12 protein-coding genes are annotated in these 19,095 nt (G+C 50.7%); 3 read left to right on the forward strand and 9 right to left on the reverse strand.

The window, feature by feature from the left end; genetic code table 11:
• Window positions 1-24 precede the first annotated feature (24 nt).
• The 4 genes from NH568_RS17165 to NH568_RS17180 form a co-directional block, all read right to left on the reverse strand.
• Window positions 25-2,418 (reverse strand): ABC transporter permease, encoded by a 2,394-nt coding sequence (locus tag NH568_RS17165; protein ID WP_253049174.1) that lies wholly within the window; start codon window positions 2,416-2,418, stop codon window positions 25-27.
• A gap of 14 nt (window positions 2,419-2,432) precedes the next feature.
• On the reverse strand, window positions 2,433-3,149 hold the full coding sequence (locus NH568_RS17170) for an ABC transporter ATP-binding protein (RefSeq protein ID WP_253049177.1): 717 nt from the start codon (window positions 3,147-3,149) through the stop codon (window positions 2,433-2,435).
• A 55-nt stretch (window positions 3,150-3,204) separates the two neighbouring features.
• Window positions 3,205-4,449: an HlyD family efflux transporter periplasmic adaptor subunit gene (locus tag NH568_RS17175; protein ID WP_253049180.1), complete on the reverse strand. Its 1,245-nt coding sequence runs from the start codon at window positions 4,447-4,449 to the stop codon at window positions 3,205-3,207.
• A gap of 314 nt (window positions 4,450-4,763) precedes the next feature.
• Window positions 4,764-6,893, reverse strand: a complete 2,130-nt coding sequence (locus NH568_RS17180) for a calcium-binding protein (protein ID WP_253049183.1) — start codon at window positions 6,891-6,893, stop codon at window positions 4,764-4,766.
• A 595-nt stretch (window positions 6,894-7,488) separates the two neighbouring features.
• Here NH568_RS17180 and NH568_RS17185 point away from each other — a divergent pair.
• The 3 genes from NH568_RS17185 to NH568_RS17195 all read left to right on the forward strand — a co-directional run bounded on the left by NH568_RS17185 (window position 7,489) and on the right by NH568_RS17195 (window position 11,882).
• Window positions 7,489-7,821 (forward strand): helix-turn-helix transcriptional regulator, encoded by a 333-nt coding sequence (locus NH568_RS17185; RefSeq protein WP_253049185.1) that lies wholly within the window; start codon window positions 7,489-7,491, stop codon window positions 7,819-7,821.
• Between the two features lie 1,716 nt (window positions 7,822-9,537).
• A complete protein-coding gene (locus tag NH568_RS17190) occupies window positions 9,538-9,696 on the forward strand; it encodes a hypothetical protein (RefSeq protein ID WP_253049187.1) in 159 nt (52 codons plus the stop codon).
• A 353-nt stretch (window positions 9,697-10,049) separates the two neighbouring features.
• The gene (locus tag NH568_RS17195) at window positions 10,050-11,882 is read left to right on the forward strand and encodes a PKD domain-containing protein (protein WP_253049189.1); all 1,833 of its coding nucleotides are present in this window, start codon (window positions 10,050-10,052) and stop codon (window positions 11,880-11,882) included.
• A gap of 113 nt (window positions 11,883-11,995) precedes the next feature.
• Here the strand turns inward: NH568_RS17195 and NH568_RS17200 are convergent, their stop codons facing one another.
• The 5 genes from NH568_RS17200 to NH568_RS17220 all read right to left on the reverse strand — a co-directional run bounded on the left by NH568_RS17200 (window position 11,996) and on the right by NH568_RS17220 (window position 19,040).
• The gene (locus NH568_RS17200; protein WP_253049192.1) at window positions 11,996-14,854 is read right to left on the reverse strand and encodes a hypothetical protein; all 2,859 of its coding nucleotides are present in this window, start codon (window positions 14,852-14,854) and stop codon (window positions 11,996-11,998) included.
• Window positions 14,855-14,958: 104 nt separating this feature from the next.
• Entirely contained in the window at window positions 14,959-15,198 is a 240-nt protein-coding gene (locus NH568_RS17205) for a hypothetical protein (RefSeq protein ID WP_253049194.1), read from the reverse strand.
• Between the two features lie 97 nt (window positions 15,199-15,295).
• Window positions 15,296-16,591, reverse strand: a complete 1,296-nt coding sequence (locus tag NH568_RS17210) for an ATP-binding protein (RefSeq protein WP_253049196.1) — start codon at window positions 16,589-16,591, stop codon at window positions 15,296-15,298.
• Complete coding sequence (locus NH568_RS17215; RefSeq protein WP_253049198.1) at window positions 16,581-17,945, reverse strand: sigma-54 dependent transcriptional regulator; 1,365 nt, start codon at window positions 17,943-17,945, stop codon at window positions 16,581-16,583. Before NH568_RS17215 ends, NH568_RS17210 begins: the two co-directional genes overlap by 11 nt.
• Window positions 17,946-18,188: 243 nt before the next feature.
• Complete coding sequence (locus tag NH568_RS17220; RefSeq protein WP_253049200.1) at window positions 18,189-19,040, reverse strand: D-hexose-6-phosphate mutarotase; 852 nt, start codon at window positions 19,038-19,040, stop codon at window positions 18,189-18,191.
• Window positions 19,041-19,095 lie beyond the last annotated feature (55 nt).

Below are 19,095 nucleotides of genomic sequence, written 5' to 3' on the forward strand. Positions count from 1 at the left end.
CATTTGTAAGAATCTGTTACTAATTCAGAGAAAACTTTTCAGTTGACTTTTAGTGTGGTGGTAGTCCAAGAATAAAACCATTAAAAACATAAAAGTAACTGCAATTACAAAGCTTGCAACCACTCCGGGCAATGCCATACCGAATAACCAGCACAACGAACAAAGTAACAAAAAAGACACAAAAGCAACTGGTATGACCTTGCAGACACGACCAATAAGCTGCTCTGTCATTAATGTGCCCGCCTTTGCACCCAGTTGCCACTTTATTTGCCATACCGGTTTATGCAGCAATGCCAGATAGCCCAGCAAGCCATACAGGCCTACCCCAACCAGCAAGATCATGAGTGCACTCAATGCACTGCCGGTGTAGGCACTTAACCTGGCAGATTTGCTCATAGCACGAGTCTGTCGGGTCATATCGACGACCTGGAACACGCTTTGTGTATTGTCTTGTACGCGTAACAACGCATTCAGATCAGATTTTGCCAGCTTTTGCCCGGGCACCATCCTGACCACCAGATTGGTGACAAAGAAATTATGTGGCAAATAAACAATGTCCGGGGTGCCCAGCGCGGGAGAGTAAATATCCGCAACAATGGCCTGTAGCCTTACCGGGCGCTGATTGCGTGAATACAAGGTGATGCCAACGTCTTCGAGCGTTAGTCCCAGCCTGGTTGCCAAACTCAGGGAGAGGATCACGGCCTCAGCAGGCGCGTCCAGGGTGAGTTGCTGTGCGCTGAACTCACTGCCCGCCAGTATATTTTGTCCGACAGTGGCAAAATAACCCTCACCACTCCACTGCCCAAAAGCAGTCAACTGCTGCGCAGAGTCGGGGCGAGTCCCTATGGGCTCAACCCAGGACATCTCCAGCGGATGATTCGCAGCAAGGCTCACAGCTGCTATCTGAGGCTGAGTTAGCAGTGCCTCAATATTAGCCTCACTAAGCAGACGTCTGGCCCGAGCTTTTTGTTCGCTACGCTCAAAGTCCAGCTGTTGTAACTGTAGGTGCACCAGGCCATGGTCATCAAACCCCTGGGCGGTATTCATTTGTGTTCCATAATGACTTAACAGCCAGATACTAAAGCACAAGACCACAGTCCCTACCGTCAGCTGGCCATTAACCAGCAACACGCTGAGCCAACCAGGCAACTGCCTGACCTGACCTTTGCCTGAGCCGCTGAGCTGCTGCCTCAGGCCTCGCAAATCGACAAAGAGAAATACACTGCGGACAAACCCCCAGGCCAGGCCTAAAGCCACCAGCCACATAGCCAGATACGCCGACCATGACACATTCAGCCAGGTAATGCTCCCTAATACGGCATGACCCCAGTATTGCACCAGTGCCAACAATACCGGCGCTAACGCTGTCGCCACCAGGGCAGACAGCGCAAATAAGACTATGGCATGCATCAGCACCTGACGAAATAAACGAGACTGGCGGGCACCTAGCGCCAAATGCAGCGCCAGTTGTGACTGACGGCTTTTAAAGTCTAATAGATATAGAGCGAACAAATTACACAGCGTCACTACAATGACACCGATCGCAGCGCCGAGCAGCCAGCGTCCGGTTTCCTGAAGCGCCCCTTTGAGCTTAATCGTGAGCGGACGAAGCGCCAGCGTCAGCTTTGTCTCCCCAAAACCATATTGCTTTGCCAGTTCATTGACCTGAGCGCTGAGTATCTGAGCCTGCTCCTGCAATGCTGCACTGGCCTGTGGCAAGGTCCGGCCAACCAACATCACATTATTGCGGATCGCCATATGCGCAAAGGGCGTCATATCCGTTGCGGTATGACTGAAAAAAGGTAAGAACACATCGCTTTGTTGCGCAGCCCGAAAGAGCTCAGGCTGCTGATTGGTTTCAGCGAGGATCCCCACCACCTGAAAACGCCGGTCATCGAATTGAAGTATCTGTCCCGTAGCTTGTTGCGTTGACAAATACTCGCGGGCAAAACGGGCACTGACAACGGCCTGGGCGACGCTCTGAGGCTGCTGGCCTTGTATGGTCGAGGCTGAAAAGTAGTGTCCGCTTTGCAGCGGCATCGTAAATAATGAAAAGTAACCGGGTTCAACCAAAGCCGCTGAAATACGAGGCTGCTCTGCGTGATTAAGGTACAACATATCGGTGTAAAATACCGGGGAAGACACCTCGAATAAATCCGGCGTCTGGTGCAAGACCCAGGCTGCGGGCGCCGACAAAGACGCACTCAACGTGATTTCACCCTGCTCATTAAACAGCGTCCCTTCTACCCAGGCTAGTCGCTCAGGCTCATCATAAGGTAAAGGGCCATGGGCCTGCCAGGCGACAACTCCGGCGACCAGCAAAGCCGTCATCGCACTGGATAGTAAGGTGACAAAGACCAGGGTCATTCGCCAGCGGTTATACAGTGCCTGCAGTGCATTCTGAAGATCTAACAACATCTCGCCGCGCTCCCTCAGGCAGTCGCAATATGTGCTGACTCGCGCGTATGGCTGCCACCCACGATTTCACCATCCAGCAAACGTATCTGCCGGGGCGCCATGTCTGCATATCTGGGATCATGCGTCACCATGCAAATGGTGGTGCCCTGTTGATGTAACTGCGCAATCAGCTGCATCACCGCATCACCACTTTTTGAGTCCAGGTTGCCCGTGGGTTCATCGACCAACAAAATACTGGGGTTGGCCACCAATGCACGGGCAATGGCCACCCGCTGCTGCTGACCACCAGAGAGCTGATCGGGCTTATGAGAAGCACGATGAGACAATCCGACTTTTTCCAGACAAGTGTGCACTGCGTGCTGCACCGCCTCACGCGACCTTTTCTCGCTGCTATAACGCAGTGGTAATGCAACATTATCGAATACCGACAACTCATCTATCAGATTAAAAGACTGAAAAATAAACCCGATATGACGGTTTCTTAACTCTGCACCCTGATCTGCGGTCAAGGTACTCACTTCGGTGCCCTGGATCAGGTATTGCCCGTCACTGGCTTCATCCAGCAAGCCCATGATAGACAATAAAGTGGATTTACCACACCCCGAAGGGCCTGATATTGAAACGAACTCTCCTTCATCTATCGTCAGGCTCACCTGTCTTAGCGCATGGGTTTGCAATTCTTCGGTTTCAAACACTTTGCTGATGTGCTTCATTTCTATTATATGTGTCATATTTTCCCCGCTGACAAACCGGCACCCCATTGTGCCATATTTGACCCTTAAAACCTTAATCCAGTGCGACTTGCACACCCTGCTGCGCCAGATTACTCAGATCGGAAATTATCAGACGTTCATCTTTTCCGACCCCCTGTTCAATCACCACAAAACGACCAGCCGTTGCGCCAAAACGCACGGTTTTCAGCTCGGTCGAACCATCCTGCGATAATCTGTACATCTGAGCTGTTTGTTGTTCACGCACATTTGCCGGACGGCGGATATACAGCGCCTGCTCGAGCTGCGCCACAGTAATGCTTGCATCTATGCTCAGCATCGGCCGGGCTGCTTTCGGCAGCGCCTGGGGCAACACCACTTCCACCTTGACACTGTTATCAATCACCACAGGATCGATACGACCTACCGTACCATTCACCTGCTGGTCGCGGATCCTCACCGTCACTGCCTGACCTGGTGCGACTTTTTGTACCTGGGATTGCGGCACTTGCAGCTCGGCGAGTAAATGCGTCTGGCTGCCAATCAACGCAGTTTCGTCGCCTACACTCAATCGCTGACCCACAGCCAGGGGCATACGCTCCAAAATACCCGCAACGGGCGCCGTGATCGTCAGTGCAGCTAACCTAGCACGGCTGCGCACCAGCTCCTGGCGTCGGATAACAATGCGCTGCGATGCCAGCTGCTGCGCACTGGCATGAAGCTTTTTTAGCTGCTCCAGACGCTGTTGGGCGCTGCGCATTTGACGGGCGAGATTGGCAACTCGCGACTGAGTCTGGGCAAACGCCAGTTGTGAAATGATCCCTTTTTCAGCCAGTCCCTGCTCAGCCTGCTGCCTTAGCTGGGCAGTTGCCAGATCCCCGGTTAGTTTATCCAGTAATGTCTGTTCACTGAGAAATTCCCGCTGCTGATTGAGTGTCAGCTGTTGCAGCGCCATATCACTGTCCTGCAAAGCCTGTTGTGCCTGCGCCACCGCCAATGACAGATCCGGGTTGTCGAGCGTTGCAATAACCTCTCCGACGGATACCGACGCCCCCGCTTTAAGGAGGATCCGTTTCACCACGGCATCACTGTCGGCAGTGATCAAGTGCTGCTCTGCACTGCGAAGCACACCAAAGCTGTCGACGCCAATCGCCAGCGGTCCATATTCCACTGTCGCTATCAGTACTTCGTGACGTCCCAGTCGGGTGATCTGATCGCTGGGGCCGACCAGCCACACACTCACTGCAAAAAAAACGCTCACCAGAGCCCACTTCCAGCGACGCCAGCGGCTGGTAGGTTTAGGCGGTTTAATTAGATCCATATTTCGCTCCGGATATCTTGATTCTATCCCCCTGGAGCCAATTTCATGCCAGAAATTTATCCATTAAATATCAGCACCTTACTGTTTGTGAGAGACGTATTTTGGCAGAACCGGACGGATTTTCCGGAATTGAAACGCAAACCGGCCAGATGTGGCACAATGAACTGAAACAAGTTGGGCGGGGCGGGAAAGTAAATAGGGAAGTCACGCAGACTTCCCTCGGTCTCGGGCTTAGATGGCCTTGTCACGGGCCATAAATGATTAAAACCGCTACCTGACGCCTACCCTCAGGTAAGTGTCAGGTAGCGGTGGATTTACTGTAAGTCGTACACACTCTTGCTGCGGTTGTTCAGCCAGGCTTCAAAGGTCGTTTTGTCTACCAGATCGGCAATTTGACCCTTAAAGGTGCTATAGCCACGCCGTTCATTGAAGTACCTTAATCTGAGCACTTCTTCATGGCGCGATGACATACCGCGGGCTGCTTTGCGTATTGCGGTGTCTAAATAGCCCGATTTATGATCCGCACTCGACAGATAACCACTGACATCTCGGTCACTCCACTCGTTGTACGCAAAATCTTTGCCGCTGCCGCCGCCACCCGACGGAATTTCATCGCCGCGAACAAACAGAATATCACCACCGCCACCACCATTGACGCTGATATCTGAAAAAGTAGAAATGGCCGCTAAAAAGTCTTTGCTACCGCCGCCATTGAGTTCACAATGGCCCCACTCACAGACAATGATATCCTGACCGCTGCCACCCCAGGCTTTGGCCCGGTTGCCCCACGACCCGCCGCCGGAATCAACCAGCAGATCGGCCCCTGAGTTACCGTACAAACGGTCTTTATTACCATCGTTGCCAAAAATAATATCGTCGCCGTTGCCGCCGCTCAGGTTATCACCATCTTTGTTGCCAAACAGCACATCGTTGCCATTACCGCCTTCGATCCTGTCCGCACCATCGCCATTGGTCCCACTGAGGTTTACTCTGTGTACCACGCCGTCATGATCGGTCTCAATCTCTGAGCCACCGGCAATCCAGTCGTTGCCATCGCCTGCTTTAATGGTATCTTTACCATCACCGCCAAAGATCAGATCATTGCCGCGTCCGGTATAAATCTTGTCATTACCATTGAGGCCATAGACGGTCATATCGCGACCAACCCCCGTCGCCAGCAGCGTATCGTTACCATTTGACAACTCAACCTCAACTTCTTCTACGGCGTTACTGAATGCGCAGTGCTGATAGCCTGCAGTGTAAGCAAACACATACTCATCGTGCTCTTCCACAAATAAAGCAAGATTGCTGTCCATTGCACGTACTTTCCACACGCCATTATTCAGTTCACTGTCAAAGCTGCCGGTTTGCATATGGCAGTGCTGGTAGGCCGCTGTCAGGCTGGCTGGCATATCACCAGTCGGCGTACACGAGTATTGCTCTATACCACTGATATTGCTTTGAATACTGCCACTGGAGCCTTCGGTCAGGCAATCCATACCTGTGCCACCATCTACTTTCTCGAAGTCGCCATACGTGTAAATGGTGTCATCGCCTTTACCGGCATAGACATAGTCCACTTTATTACCGGTTAAGATGGTGTCGTTACCATCGCCGCCATACACCAGCTGGTGCCAGTTCAGCGCTGTACCGTCGTATTCTTCACCGCTATCTGCCAGGTTAACCTGAAAACCATTGTGATTGCTGACATCAAAGGTCTCACAGCTGCCGGCATAATATACGGTTACCAGGGCATCATCCCCCTCGGCCGTGAGCTTCTCACCATTCACATTGGGTGACACCGCCAGGTAAGTCATATACGGATTAGCAGAGTTATCATCCGCGATGCCGATCTTGCTGCGGTCCAGGCCTTCACAGCTTGCTGGTGCGTAGCTGACACAGCTGGTTGCTTCTACATTGGCAATATTACTCTGGATCGCACCTTCGCTGCCCTGCTCTGCACAGTCTGCCCCTGCACCACCGTCTATACGCTCAAAGTCGCCAAACGAGAAGATCTGATCGTTACCGCCATTGCCGTAAATGTAGTCTACTTTGTTACCGGTGCGGATCTCGTCGTTCCCTTCACCACCGAATACCTGTTGGTGGAAGTCCAAGTTCATGCCATTGTAGGACTCACCGCTGTCCGGCAAATTAACGTGTAGTCCGTTGTAGTCGCTACCATCTAGCACTTCACAGCGGCCATTGTACGACACCACAACCGACGACTGGCTGCCGGATACGCTCAGCGCGGTATCGGCTAGTTTGGGGCTCAAAGCCAGATACGTCATAAATTCATTTTCGACATGCTCACCAACCTCTATTTGAGTCCGGTCCAAACCATTACAGAAGCTGCCAGGGGCAGCCAGACGTAGCGCCTGAGCATTGTTTGGCATCAGAGTCAGCGAAAGCGCCGCTGCCAGGAGTGCCTTTTGATAAACCACCATGTTAGTCTCCATGAGTTAAGTAAAGATTTGCGCAAAGAAATCTTGATCATGGAATTTATAAGCCACAATTGTGCAATGACTATGGACTCAGACTGGGTAATAAGGATGAGTTTTACTGCCAACAAAGCAGGTAAGAGCACAGACCAGCATACCGTATTGGCTAGATGAAACTGCCTGAATAATACAAACAAGCAAGCCAAAAGTGAAAAGCCAAATCCAAAAAATGTGACGTTTAATTCACACTGAGCCCCGACATACGGGGAGTTGAAAAAGCTTCATCGTAAAATAACGCACAACAAAAATCTGAATCTGTTTACATAATAATATCTATGCACTATGAATGCATTCATAAAGTTTCAATAATGTACCGGCTAATCTGGTAAGGCATTTATCCAGCAAAGCCTTTATAATTCATGATTTTTACCTATTAACATGCCACTTATACACACTTTCGTTGCGTCGCGATAAAAATTTTCGGGTACAAATCAACCCTTTAACACTTTACATTTTTTAAACAGCTGTTAAATTACACTGGGTAAAATAATAAGCAACAAAATGTAACTTCACTGTTTTAATATTCATATACGGATGTACAATGAATACACGTCAACGATTGAACTGGCTAAACAGCGCCCGACGGGACATTCAGGCGTCACTGCGTAGTCTGCGAATACAACAAAAAATGTCGCAAGCCGAGCTGGCCAAAAAAATGTCCGTTCCGGTAGACCAATCCACTATCTCAAACTGGGAAAGTGGTAAAACCATTATGGACCTGGAACAGCTGCTGGATATTCTGATGATCTTCGGCAAAGACTGGAAAAGCTTTTTTGGTTTTTTAGCCGATAACGCCGAAAAAAGAACAATAAAAAAACCGCAACAGAAAGAAACACATATGGAACCAAAAGCAGAAGACAAGGGAGAAGACTGATGCATTTTATTGAATTAGCACTTTCGTCAGTTACGCTATTTGGGCTCATCCTTACCTGGAAAAACCACAATGTTAGGTGGATGTTTCTATTGCTTGGAGCTGTTCAGATTTTTGAGTCTGCGGCCAAACCATACACCATCCAGTGGACCCAGCACTATTATCTGTGGTGCTCTTTTTTAAACATACTTTATTTTCTCGCGATACTATCTCGTGGAGTAATCGCCGACGTTCTATACTCTTTAACGAAGATTAACTTTTTTAAACAAGCAAGAAGCCAATACTCCTTAACTATTCCGGAATGTGCATTTTGTCTGCTTTTAGCTCTTTCGCTACTCTTAACATTATCTAGCTGGGTAGAAATTCAATTGTACGTCCATAAGGTAATAACTTACCCATTTATCTATCATCACTTATGGGTACCTGTGCAGTACACTGTCCATATTTTAGAATCCCTGGCGCTAGTTACTTTTATAAGCAAAATAATACGTTCAAATGGAGCTTTAATACATGAAAATAATTAACGACGACCTTCTAAAAAAAATAAATGGAGGGGGTATCGGTGATCCAGACCAACCACCTCTGCCTACATTCGCCTCACCAGACCCTAGTTTTGGGAAAAAAACTCCCCCTCCTGTTCAAGGATAAACAGGCTGATTTATTAATTTATTCATTGAAAATGAAGAGCACTATCGTTAACAGAGGCAACGCACCAAACTTACCAAGTTGCTCCACTAGCCTCTGCTAAAGTTAATAGCACAACATAGGCGCATTGCGATTTAAATGAGTAGTAAATCAGGTGATGTCAGAAATACATTAAAATAACTAAGTGCACTTTTTAGTTGTTTTAAATTATGAATTGATTCATAGATAAGATATTTCACAGCTCAGTGTTGCCGCTAAGTAGATCCCGTATCAAGTACGGGATGACGGCTCAGTGTTGTCGTCGAACTGTGCTTGAATAACGGCTCGGTGCTGTCGTCGGGCTGTGCTTGTATTAAATACGGATGACGACTCGGTATTGTCGTTGGGCTATGCTCGTATCAAATGTGGATAACAGCTCTGTGCTGGCGTTGGGCTAAGCTCGTCTTAAATATGGGATATTATCTCGGTGCTGGCGTAGGGCTATGCTCGTATCAATGCGGATAACGGCTCGATGTTGTCGCTGGACTGTGCTCGTATCAAATGCGGGATATTAACTCAGCGCTGACATCGGGCTATGCTCGTATCAATGCGGATAACGGCTCGATGTTGACGTCGGGCTGTACTCGTATCAAATGCGGGATATTATCTCGGTGCTGGCGTCGGGCTATGCTCGTATCAAATGCGGGATAATATCTCAGCGCTGGCGTCGGGCTATGTTCGTATCAATGCCGATAACAGCTCTGTGCTGGCGTTGGGCTGTACTCGTATCAAATGCGGGATATTATCTCGGTGCTGGCGTCGGGCTATGCTCGTATTAATGCGGATAACGGCTCGATGTTGTCGCCGGGCTATGCTCGTATCAAATGTGGGTAACAGCTCTGTGCTGGCGTTGGGCTAAGCTCGCCTCAAATGCGGATAACGGCTCGATGTTGTCGCCAGACTGTGCTCGTATCAAATACGGCATGTCGGTCTGGCATGCTTGCTATATAAACTTCCCTGCCGGACGGTGCGGGAGACTAGGTGGAACGAATTCGAAAGCACGCCCCGACGTTATCGTAAACGTATCCAACGTCAATGACAGCCACATCACAACAATCAGCATTAATGCGCTTTTTTCTCACTCATCTACCCAACAGCCAGGCTGGTGCCAGACGTGCAACCCTGGCAGATCTGCTCTCTTACGTTATTACCCCGGCATTACACCCTATTGGTCATCCACTGATGCACATGTAAATTAACCGTTAAACTTTATGCTTTGCACCTATGAGGCCCCGCTGACAGTGTGACTGAACGTTCAGAGCAGTAAAACTGCCAGCATAATGTAGAAAATTGACGGAAAATCAGTCCCTTTTTTAGCTAAAAGAGGGATAAATACGAAAAATACAGCCGCCAGGAATAAAAATTTTCGCCCTCGATTGTACGGGATAGCAGTGTTTAGCACCGCAGTGGAGACTCACTTGATTAAATTTTTATTATCACTTTCTTTACAAAAATAATATTTATGATTACCTTTGTACCTGTGCGAAATTTATTCAATAACTTTTTATTCTAAAAAATCATTCAACAACAAGTGAAAAGGAACAGCAATGAAACTAACCTATCTTGTCTCTGCGCTAGGCTTACTCTCAACCGCAGCACTGGCACAAAACACCGCGCCACTCACAGAAGCACAAATGCTGCAATATACCAGTAAGGCTAACAAAACCATCATTGGTGCACGTGCCGACGCAAACCTGTCTCTCTCTCAGGAATTTGCGACAATGAGCAGCACGGGCAGTGCAGTGATCACCCGCACCATTACGCACCCGGATGCCAGCTACATCAAACTACACTTTAAAAATGTGAACCTGGCAAATGGTGGTAAGTTGGTTGTACGTTCAAAAGACGGCAGCGAGCGTTACGAGTATACCGAAGCGAATATGCGTGCCGCGACGGTCAATGCCAAACTGGGCGATGACGGCGTTAGCAGCTTCTCTGCAATGTCAATTTCTGCAGATACCGCTGTCGTTGAATACACACCGGGTACAGCGTCAAACTCCACCCTGATGTCTGCACAAACCATTGCACCTGCTGTGATTGATTTTTATGACCATGGCATTGAAAACACGCCTATGCTGGAAACCATGAACGCATCAACAGATGTGGGCATTGAGTCAACTTGTGGTGTGAATGAGCGCCGCGACGTACAATGCTGGGCAGGTTCAAACCCAACTGAGTTTGAGCGTTCACGCCCGGTTGCCCGCCTGCTGATGAATGGTAGCGGCCTGTGTACTGGCTGGCGTGTTGGCCCGGACAACCGCATGTTCACCAACGAACACTGTGTGGGTTCTGCATCTGAACTGGCTAACACTGAGGTGTGGTTTAACTACCAGCACACCAGCTGTAATGGCTCAAACCTTGAGACAGTGGTCAAAGTAACCGGTAAAGACTTCCTGTCTTCTGACTACACGCTGGACTACACCCTGTTCACCATCAATGAATTCAACAAAGCACAGCCATTTGGCTACTTTGGTCTGGACGTACGTGACGCAACACAAGGCGAGCGTATCTACATTCCTCAGCACGGTGCAGGTAACCCGAAAGAGCTGGCTATCGAATCAGATCAGAACAGCAATGGCCTGTGTCAGGCAGATGTTGTTACAGCAAATGGTCGCGGCACAGGGACCGACATGGGCTACTACTGTGACACCATAGGTGGTTCTTCAGGTTCACCGGTTCTGGCAGCTGCCAGCAACAAAGTCATTGCCTTGCACCACTTTGGTGGCTGTACTAACCAGGGCGTTAAGATCAGCAAGATCTGGCCTGAGGTATCAAGCCACTTCAATGGCATCCCGGATGGCGACAACAACAGCGATCCCATGCCTACCGCTGACTTCACGTCCAGCTGTACAGAACTGGCTTGTAGCTTTGATGGCAGCGCCTCAAGCTCACCAAATGGGTCAATTTCTCAGTACGAGTGGAGCTATGGTGACAACGGCACTGGTTTCGGTGCGACCGCCAGCCACACCTATGCGGCTGCGGGTAACTACAGTGTTTCACTGACTGTCACCGACAACTCAGGTGCAACTGCAACCGTGACTAAGCAAGTGCCTGTATACGGCCCTGGTGGTGAAGATCAGCTGCAAAAAGGCGTTGCCAGAACAGACCTGTCTGGTGCTCGTGGCGAAATGACTTACTTCTACTTCGATGTACCAGCGGGTGCAACCAACATCACCTTCGATATTTCAGGTGGCAGCGGTGATGCGGATCTGTATGTACGTAAAGGTGAGCAACCAACCACCTCGACCTATGACTGTCGTCCTTACCGTTGGGGTAACACTGAAAACTGTACACGTAATGACGGTGCAGGCCGCTACTGGGTTGGCATTCGTGCCTACAACGCCTACTCAGGTCTGAGTCTGGTTGCGGATTACCAGTAATCCCAGTTACTATTTTTCTCCCTAAAAAGGCAGCGCAAGCTGCCTTTTTGTTTATCCGCGAGCAGCGCCTCAATGCCGCACACCTCGTCAGTCAGCCCATGCAATATATCCGTTTACAACGCATACCACAGTCCCAGCCAGGCTCGCAGATCATCCTCTGCCAAATCACTCTCAACCCGGGCAACACCCAAATCAAAGCGCAGATCGGTAACACCAGCCGGTGCGAACCAGTTTGCCCACCCAAGTGCCTGCTGGCTCAGATCAATTTGCCACTTCACACCATAACTGGTCGCGCTGCGCTGACCATCAAATCGGTGTTGCTTCATAAAGAACCTGGGCTGATTCAGCGCCCAGCTCGTCGCCAGCTCATAGCCGTAATAATGTCGGCCAGAGGCAAACTGGAACGGCAACTCAGGACTGAGCACCAGATCGCTGCGTATGCGGCCGCTCAAAATATTGTTATCGAATCCGCCCAAGCGCAGTAACTGTGACTCACGGTACTGAGACTGTACGCCAGCAAGCCAGGGCCAGTTCCAGACCTTACCAAACCCTTGCCAGTCATAGCCATGGCCCTTGGCATCGCCACTGAGGATGCCGGCTTTGACGCGATAACCAAGCGCAAAATCCTGTCGGTAGCTGTGCCACCCTTGTTCCAGTCCACTCCATTGCGTGGTTATGGCATCCCGGCCCTGATCATCGTAATGGATAAGGGCCACAAACGGCGACACCGACCAGGTATCGGAGCGCCATTCATAGGCCAAACGGCCACTCACCGCGCTACCTGTCAGCTTTATCTGTTCTGCCTGTACATGCTGTCGGCGACTGTCAAAGCGATAGTCGCTCAGATGGGCATCAAAGCGCCAGTCACCAGCGCGATAACGTAACGCAGCATAGCTGCCATCCAGCACGTTGTCGCCGCTTTGAGCCAGCCCCAACTGCCAGGACAAATGCTGAAGCAGATCGCTGCCTTTGACCCCGACACTCAGTAACTCGCTGACCGCACTGCTGGCCTGCAGCGATAATGTCGCGGAGGCATCTTGCGCCAGCCATTGGTACTCACTCTGCGTGATGTCCGCGCCCTCGGCCATATAAATTTGTGCATCAGGTAGCACAAAGGTATCGGTTTTACCCAGTGGCACGGCCGCGCTGCTGCTGAGTTTAGTCACACGCTGCTCACTGATCTGGTCATCCAGTTCATGCAACCGGGTACCTGAAGGTGCGGTATGCAAGTACAGCAGCGGTGCATTTTCACGCGGTAGTAGCTGCTCGAATACGGCCTGGCCGTGTGCAACCTGATATAAAGCATTTTGCTGCAAGTCGTAACGATACACGCCCACCTCACCGTGCAGACCGGCGATAAAATAAAGCCCCTGGCCTTGATGCTGCCAGGCAGGCGCTGTCAGATACTGATAACCCTCAGGCATAGGAACTGTGCGCACTTCAGCGCTTTGCAAGTCTTGTATATACAACTGCCAATTACCATTTAGCGTGGTTTTAAGGTACGCCAGCTGACGTTTATCGGGCGCCAGCTGCGGATAGTCATAGACAGTACCCAGGTCGCGGGCAAACAGCGGCGTTACCGTATTGCTGCTGATCTCCACCCGTACCAGTTCAGAAAACCCACTGCGCACTTGCTCTGCATACAGGGTGTCAGCATCCAGCAGTGTAAAACGCCTTATCCCAAGTGACTGGGTTAACCGGGTAACCGCACCACTTTGTATATGCCAGCGATACAGATCGTTAACCCGGTTATCCCGGGTTTCATCGACCCGGGCGCGCGCCACAAAGTATAAGGTGTCTTTATCGGCCCATTGCGGATACAGAATGCCGGAAAAATCGCTGGCTGCCAGCTGTGCTACCAGCTCACGGTTAAAAACCTCTGGCGGTTTATCGGCAATGTCTGCCGGATCAGCCGCCAGTATCGCCTGCTGAGCTTTCTCAAAGGCCTTTTTTGCTTCTTCATTGTCTTCTGTTTTATAGACTCTGAGCCAGGTCTCTCCCTCCCGATCGCGTTCAGTCATGGCAATTTGCTGTCCATCTGGCGACAGCACCGCATTACTCGCCGCAAAGTCAGGCTCAAACCACAACGGGCTGTTTAACAGGGCCAGGTCGCGCTCCTGCGTCATCGCCTGGTATGTGAACTCAGCAATAAAGCGCCGATACAGCTGACCTGCACTTTGTCCGAAAGCCCCTTTAAACGCCGATTCAAAATTGCGTTTTTGAACCCCGTGTACGCGGGTCCAGACGGCATCCAGCGTTTCTTTGCCGTGGTTGTCTTCAAGCCAGGCCAGAAACCGTACACCCAACAGATAAGCCATGGCACCGGAACGATAGCTGCCGTCGCCATTGCTCAGTGCGCCATACGATAGCAATGCGCCCTGACGGGCAAAAGCGCGCAGCAGTGCTTCGCTGTAGTTGTCATAGAGCCGCCCCCGGCCGGTCAGTCGTGACTCCAGCAACGTGGCATACCCTTCAGCGACCCAGCGCGGCAACACCGCACTGGATAGATCATAGATATCAAACCAGTCACGCAGATGCTGACGCCACCGGCTGCGACTGGGCTGGGATAGGTGCACCAGGTGAATGTATTCATGGAGGATAAGCAACTGCTGCCAGCCCGGGCTGTTTGCAATCACCGAGTCTGATTGAGGCGGTGTGGTAAATAACGCCATCAAAGGCGTGTCTGTACTCGGCAGTGCAAAACCATTGGCACCATTGATGGGATCAAACACCACGACATCGGCTATGCTGTCCAGTGCCCGGCCCTGTTGCTGCAAAACCAGCGTTCTGACCAGCTCTAACTCGACAGCGGCTGAGCGCGCCCAATCCTGTTGTGCAGGCGTATAGTGCACCCTGAAATGTTCAGTGTGCAGGGTCTGCCAGTCCCCGGCACGTACCAGTGTGGTATAAAAAAGCAGTAAAAACGCGCCGCACAGTAACGCAGCGGGTGAGTTCATCAATCGCACAGCCATTCTCATCCTCGATGAAGTGATCCGAATCAGGACCTAGTATGGCAAATAATGTGCTTGAAAATCAGCGGGTATTTATCTTTTGAAACACTTTTAAACAACAAGGTTCAGGTGTCGTGAGTGGGATCCAGAGCACTCACCAAATGCAAAATGCCTCCGGCCACAATGAACACAGCCAGTGCTGAAGCCAGGCTCAGACCTGCATAAACTTTTGCCAGTGCCAGTATACCTGCGCTACCCCAGGCCAGCACTATCCTGAGCCGGGCCGTCATCAGGCTTGCCAGCTTGAGTTGGCTGACGCACGCAGCCGCAATGATAAATACGATTAAGGGGATTAACACCAACATAGTCCACTCCCGGGTCACTGTTTGCCGCAAAAGATATACGGCCCCAGTGCCATTAGAGATCACGGTAATGAAGATTATACGCAAATGATAATTATTATCAACTGGGAAGGGTTACCTTAATCACCGCACCCATTCGCTCCCCAGATTCATCATTGCTCACTTCAAGCTGGCCATCGTGACTCTCGATCACATGCTGACTCAGTGTCAGCCCAATCCCCTGTCCGTCTGGCTTGGTGGAATAAAAGGGCGTTAGCACATTATCGAGGTTGGCAAACCCGCCACCTTCGTCGGCAACTTCAATCACCACCGCGGGACTAAGGTAGTAGCTTCGCAGCTCTACTCGCTGACCAGGTGGATCCGCCGCCTGATTGGCCTCAATGGCATTCTTAACCAGGTTGATCAATACCTGCTCAAGCAACTCGGGATCGCAATGGCATTGATGCGCCTGACAGTGCAATTCAATGTGTTGTGCCGGATGCTGTGATGCAAACAATTCCCGGACAGAGTCAAACAGCGCTAGCAACTGTGTGGGTTGGATCTGAGGCTCAATGGCCTTGCTGAGCTGACCATAACGTGCCACAAAATGCTGCAAATGCTGACAGCGCTGCTCTATCACCCCCAAAGCCTGACGTTCCCTGCTACTGGCCGCACGCTCGCCCAAACTCTGAGCAAGGGAGCTAACCGGTGTGAGCGAATTACGTATTTCATGGCTGATCACCCGGATCAGTTGTTGCCAGGCAGCCAGTTCTTTTTGCCGCAATGCTTTAGTGATATCCAGCGCGACCAGTAAACTGTGTCGCTGACCCTGTTCAAAAAAATAGCTGCTGTGGAGCTGCCAGCGTGCTGACTGTGCATTGCTGATAAACCGCCAGCCATGCGGTGTCTCTTCCAGCCCCAGAGAGGTTGCCAAGGCACCTTTGTAATGCTGCCAAGGTTGTCTATACAAGCTTTCAAACGCCTGATTTGCATAACTTAAACGTGTATCTTCGGTAAAGACCAGAATCGGTGTATTGAGTTTATCTATCAGCTGATAGATAACAAAAATTTGCGAATTGTAGCGCGATTTCTGACGATGAAGCTGCTCGCCCAGCGCTATCAGCTGCTGCTCAAAAGCGGCCACCTGACCCGAGGAAAAATGTGGCCGGATCTGCTGACTAAAATCAGCCTGCAGCATGGCTTCGAGCTGCCAGTGAGCACGGGAAAAAATGCTATGTAGCTGGGCCAGCCGCTGCTTTTGCAATCGCCACAATACCCAGCTGACGGCGCCACAGATCAGCCCTATCTGCCACCAGGGCAGAGCAAGTTGCCACAATACCCCCACCAGCAAAGCAATCACCAGACCAGCCAGCAGTGTAAAGTGGCAGCGTACCGTCCACTCAAAGTTAGTCTTCACTTCGCAGCCCGTACTTATCCAGCCGACGATATAATGAAGATTTAGTCAGCCCCAGCGCTTTAGCTGCCTCACTGACCTGGCCCTGGTGTAAAGCCAACGTCTGTTCAATCAGGTTTTTCTCCACTTCTGCGAGCGTCGTTCCCGCTGGCTGTGGTTTAGTGCCCGGTTGTTGCTCCGGTGCAGGGGCTGCCAGGCGTAATTGACAATCGGAAACGGTGATCTGCGCTCCTTCGCTCAGTAAGAGTGCTCGCTCCATCACATGACTGAGCTCACGAATATTGCCGGGCCAGCGGTATGCCAGTAAGGCAGCTTGTGCTTCACTATCCAAAGACTTAGCGGCCAACTTGTAACGTGCAGCATGACGCACCAGCAAGTGATTTGCCAGCGGCACAATGTCATCCAGTCGTGCACGCAGTGGAGGCAATTCAAACGTAAAAGTATTGATGCGATAAAACAAATCACTGCGGAAACGACCTGCCGTCACATCCTGCTCTAAATCACTGTTGGTGGCACAGATAAGGCGGATATCAGCATGCTCAGTTCGGCTACTGCCAACTCGCTCATACTCACCACTTTCCAGCACCCGCAGCAGTTTTGCTTGCTGCGTCAAAGGTATGGTTGCCACTTCATCGAGAAACAAGGTACCACCGCCAGCCAGCTCGAAGCGGCCACTGCGCTGAGACTTAGCATCGGTAAACGCGCCTTTGGTATGACCAAACATCTCACTTTCAAACAGGCTTTCAGGAATGGCACCCATATTGACGCTGACAAGGGGGCCAGTGCGCCTTGAAGACTGTCTGTGCAGTGCTTCAACCAAATGGCTTTTACCACAGCCACTTTCCCCACACAGCAGTACGCTGGCATCTGTGCTGGCAATGCGCGACAGCTTGTTCAGCAAGGTTTTCATGGCCGGGGAACGCCAGGTATAGCAAGGGATTTCAGTTTCTGTGCTCTGTACATCCCCCTGCTTTGCCTGCAGCAGGTTGAGCTTACTTTGCTTGCGAATAGCATCCAGTAGTTGCGCATTTTGCCAGGGCTTTTCTATGAAGTCTGCCGCTCCCAGACGCATCGCCTCAACGGCAAGCGACACACTACCCCAGCCGGTCAGGCAGATCACCGCAGGGGAACTGGACTGAGACTGCAACCAACGCAAAAAAGTCAGCCCCTCGCTACCTGAGGTTGTATCCCGGGTAAAATTCATATCCAGTAAGATCAGGTCAACAGATTTACAACTCAAAAATTGTTTTGCGACCTCAGGGTGTTCCGCTTCATATACTTCAAAGCCATGATCTTCTAGCAAAAAAGCGGCGCTTAACCGCACCTCAGGATTATCATCTACAACGAGTACTGCCATTTTGTTCCCTGTTCGTTTATCACTGCACTCAGAATACGGGAATTTGACGAAGACGAAAAGCGCGAGCGCGACGGTCATTCAAGCTAAACAGCGGAGTTCACGTCACGTAAAAGATACAGAAGCACCAGCTCATCGAGCTCTGCATAGCGTTCGGTCTGAGTTGAGGTACGAGTTGGCACGCATCTATGTGGAGGGCATCCGTGCCCTCACTTCAGTAAGCTGCGAAGCGTTGCTTCGGCCTTACTAAATCCAACGGATTTTGGTGGTGAGGGTATGGGATTCGCCTGGTGCCAGTGTGACGGCGTCGTCCATCACATTCGCTGCTTCCAGGCACAGCATCACGTGATACTCATCATCGCGGAAATTGCTCAGACGTTTGGATTTTTCTATCCAGGGGTTCCACAGGACACATGAAGCAGAGTGTTCACGGCCAACCTCAATTTTGCCATCTGGTGTATCGATGATTTGCACTTCAGGCGCCCGGGTATACACCATGTCCGTTTCACGGGCGAAAGAGACGACATCATCTTGCGTAAATGGCCCTTCGCCAAACTCAATATATTGCGCGCCTTGCAGACCATCCACTCGGGTCTGTTCAATTTCTGGCGTTGGAAAATACGTATGCAGCGCCTGGGTAAGCGAGAAAGTTTCTTTGCCGGTATTCACGTTGGTCAGCCTGACTTCTAGCTGATCACTCAATATAAACTCCACAGTCAGACCTGACTCATGTGGCCAGAAGGTGCGGTCAATACTGGTCATCGGCAAAGACAATACAATCCGGATTGCGGTCTCATCTTCCTCAACACGCTCCGCGCGCCAGACCAGTTTGCGCGCAAATCCGTGGGCTGGCCAATCCGCTTCGGCATGAACACCAAACCAGGGCCAGCAAATTGGAATGCCACCACGAATAGACTGGCCTTCGAGATAGGTTTCGTTCTGAGATACCCACAGCAGGTTCTTCTTGCCTGTGGGAATGAATTCGGTGATCTGAGCACCCTGGAGATAAATTTTAGCCTGACACTGTGGGCCGTTAACGTCAAAATACTCCAGGCCGGACTCGGTACGTGCCAATTTTACTGAGGCAGAAAGTTCCATATAACACCTATTTTTAAACTAAACTGGCACTACCTTACCTAAAATGCACTGACGG

It is taken from the genome of Pseudoalteromonas sp. XMcav2-N (genome assembly GCF_024124545.1).
Taxonomy (GTDB): Bacteria; Pseudomonadota; Gammaproteobacteria; order Enterobacterales; family Alteromonadaceae; genus Pseudoalteromonas.

Bases quoted from the DNA above. Each gene is read 5' to 3' on its own strand.
- NH568_RS17165 (WP_253049174.1), bottom strand. From the start codon at position 2,418: ATGTTGTTAGATCTTCAGAATGCACTGCAGGCACTGTATAACCGCTGG.
- NH568_RS17170 (WP_253049177.1), bottom strand. From the start codon at position 3,149: ATGACACATATAATAGAAATGAAGCACATCAGCAAAGTGTTTGAAACC.
- NH568_RS17175 (WP_253049180.1), bottom strand. From the start codon at position 4,449: ATGGATCTAATTAAACCGCCTAAACCTACCAGCCGCTGGCGTCGCTGG.
- NH568_RS17180 (WP_253049183.1), bottom strand. From the start codon at position 6,893: ATGGTGGTTTATCAAAAGGCACTCCTGGCAGCGGCGCTTTCGCTGACT.
- NH568_RS17185 (WP_253049185.1), top strand. From the start codon at position 7,489: ATGAATACACGTCAACGATTGAACTGGCTAAACAGCGCCCGACGGGAC.
- NH568_RS17190 (WP_253049187.1), top strand. From the start codon at position 9,538: ATGACAGCCACATCACAACAATCAGCATTAATGCGCTTTTTTCTCACT.
- NH568_RS17195 (WP_253049189.1), top strand. From the start codon at position 10,050: ATGAAACTAACCTATCTTGTCTCTGCGCTAGGCTTACTCTCAACCGCA.
- NH568_RS17200 (WP_253049192.1), bottom strand. From the start codon at position 14,854: ATGGCTGTGCGATTGATGAACTCACCCGCTGCGTTACTGTGCGGCGCG.
- NH568_RS17205 (WP_253049194.1), bottom strand. From the start codon at position 15,198: ATGTTGGTGTTAATCCCCTTAATCGTATTTATCATTGCGGCTGCGTGC.
- NH568_RS17215 (WP_253049198.1), bottom strand. From the start codon at position 17,945: ATGGCAGTACTCGTTGTAGATGATAATCCTGAGGTGCGGTTAAGCGCC.
- NH568_RS17220 (WP_253049200.1), bottom strand. From the start codon at position 19,040: ATGGAACTTTCTGCCTCAGTAAAATTGGCACGTACCGAGTCCGGCCTG.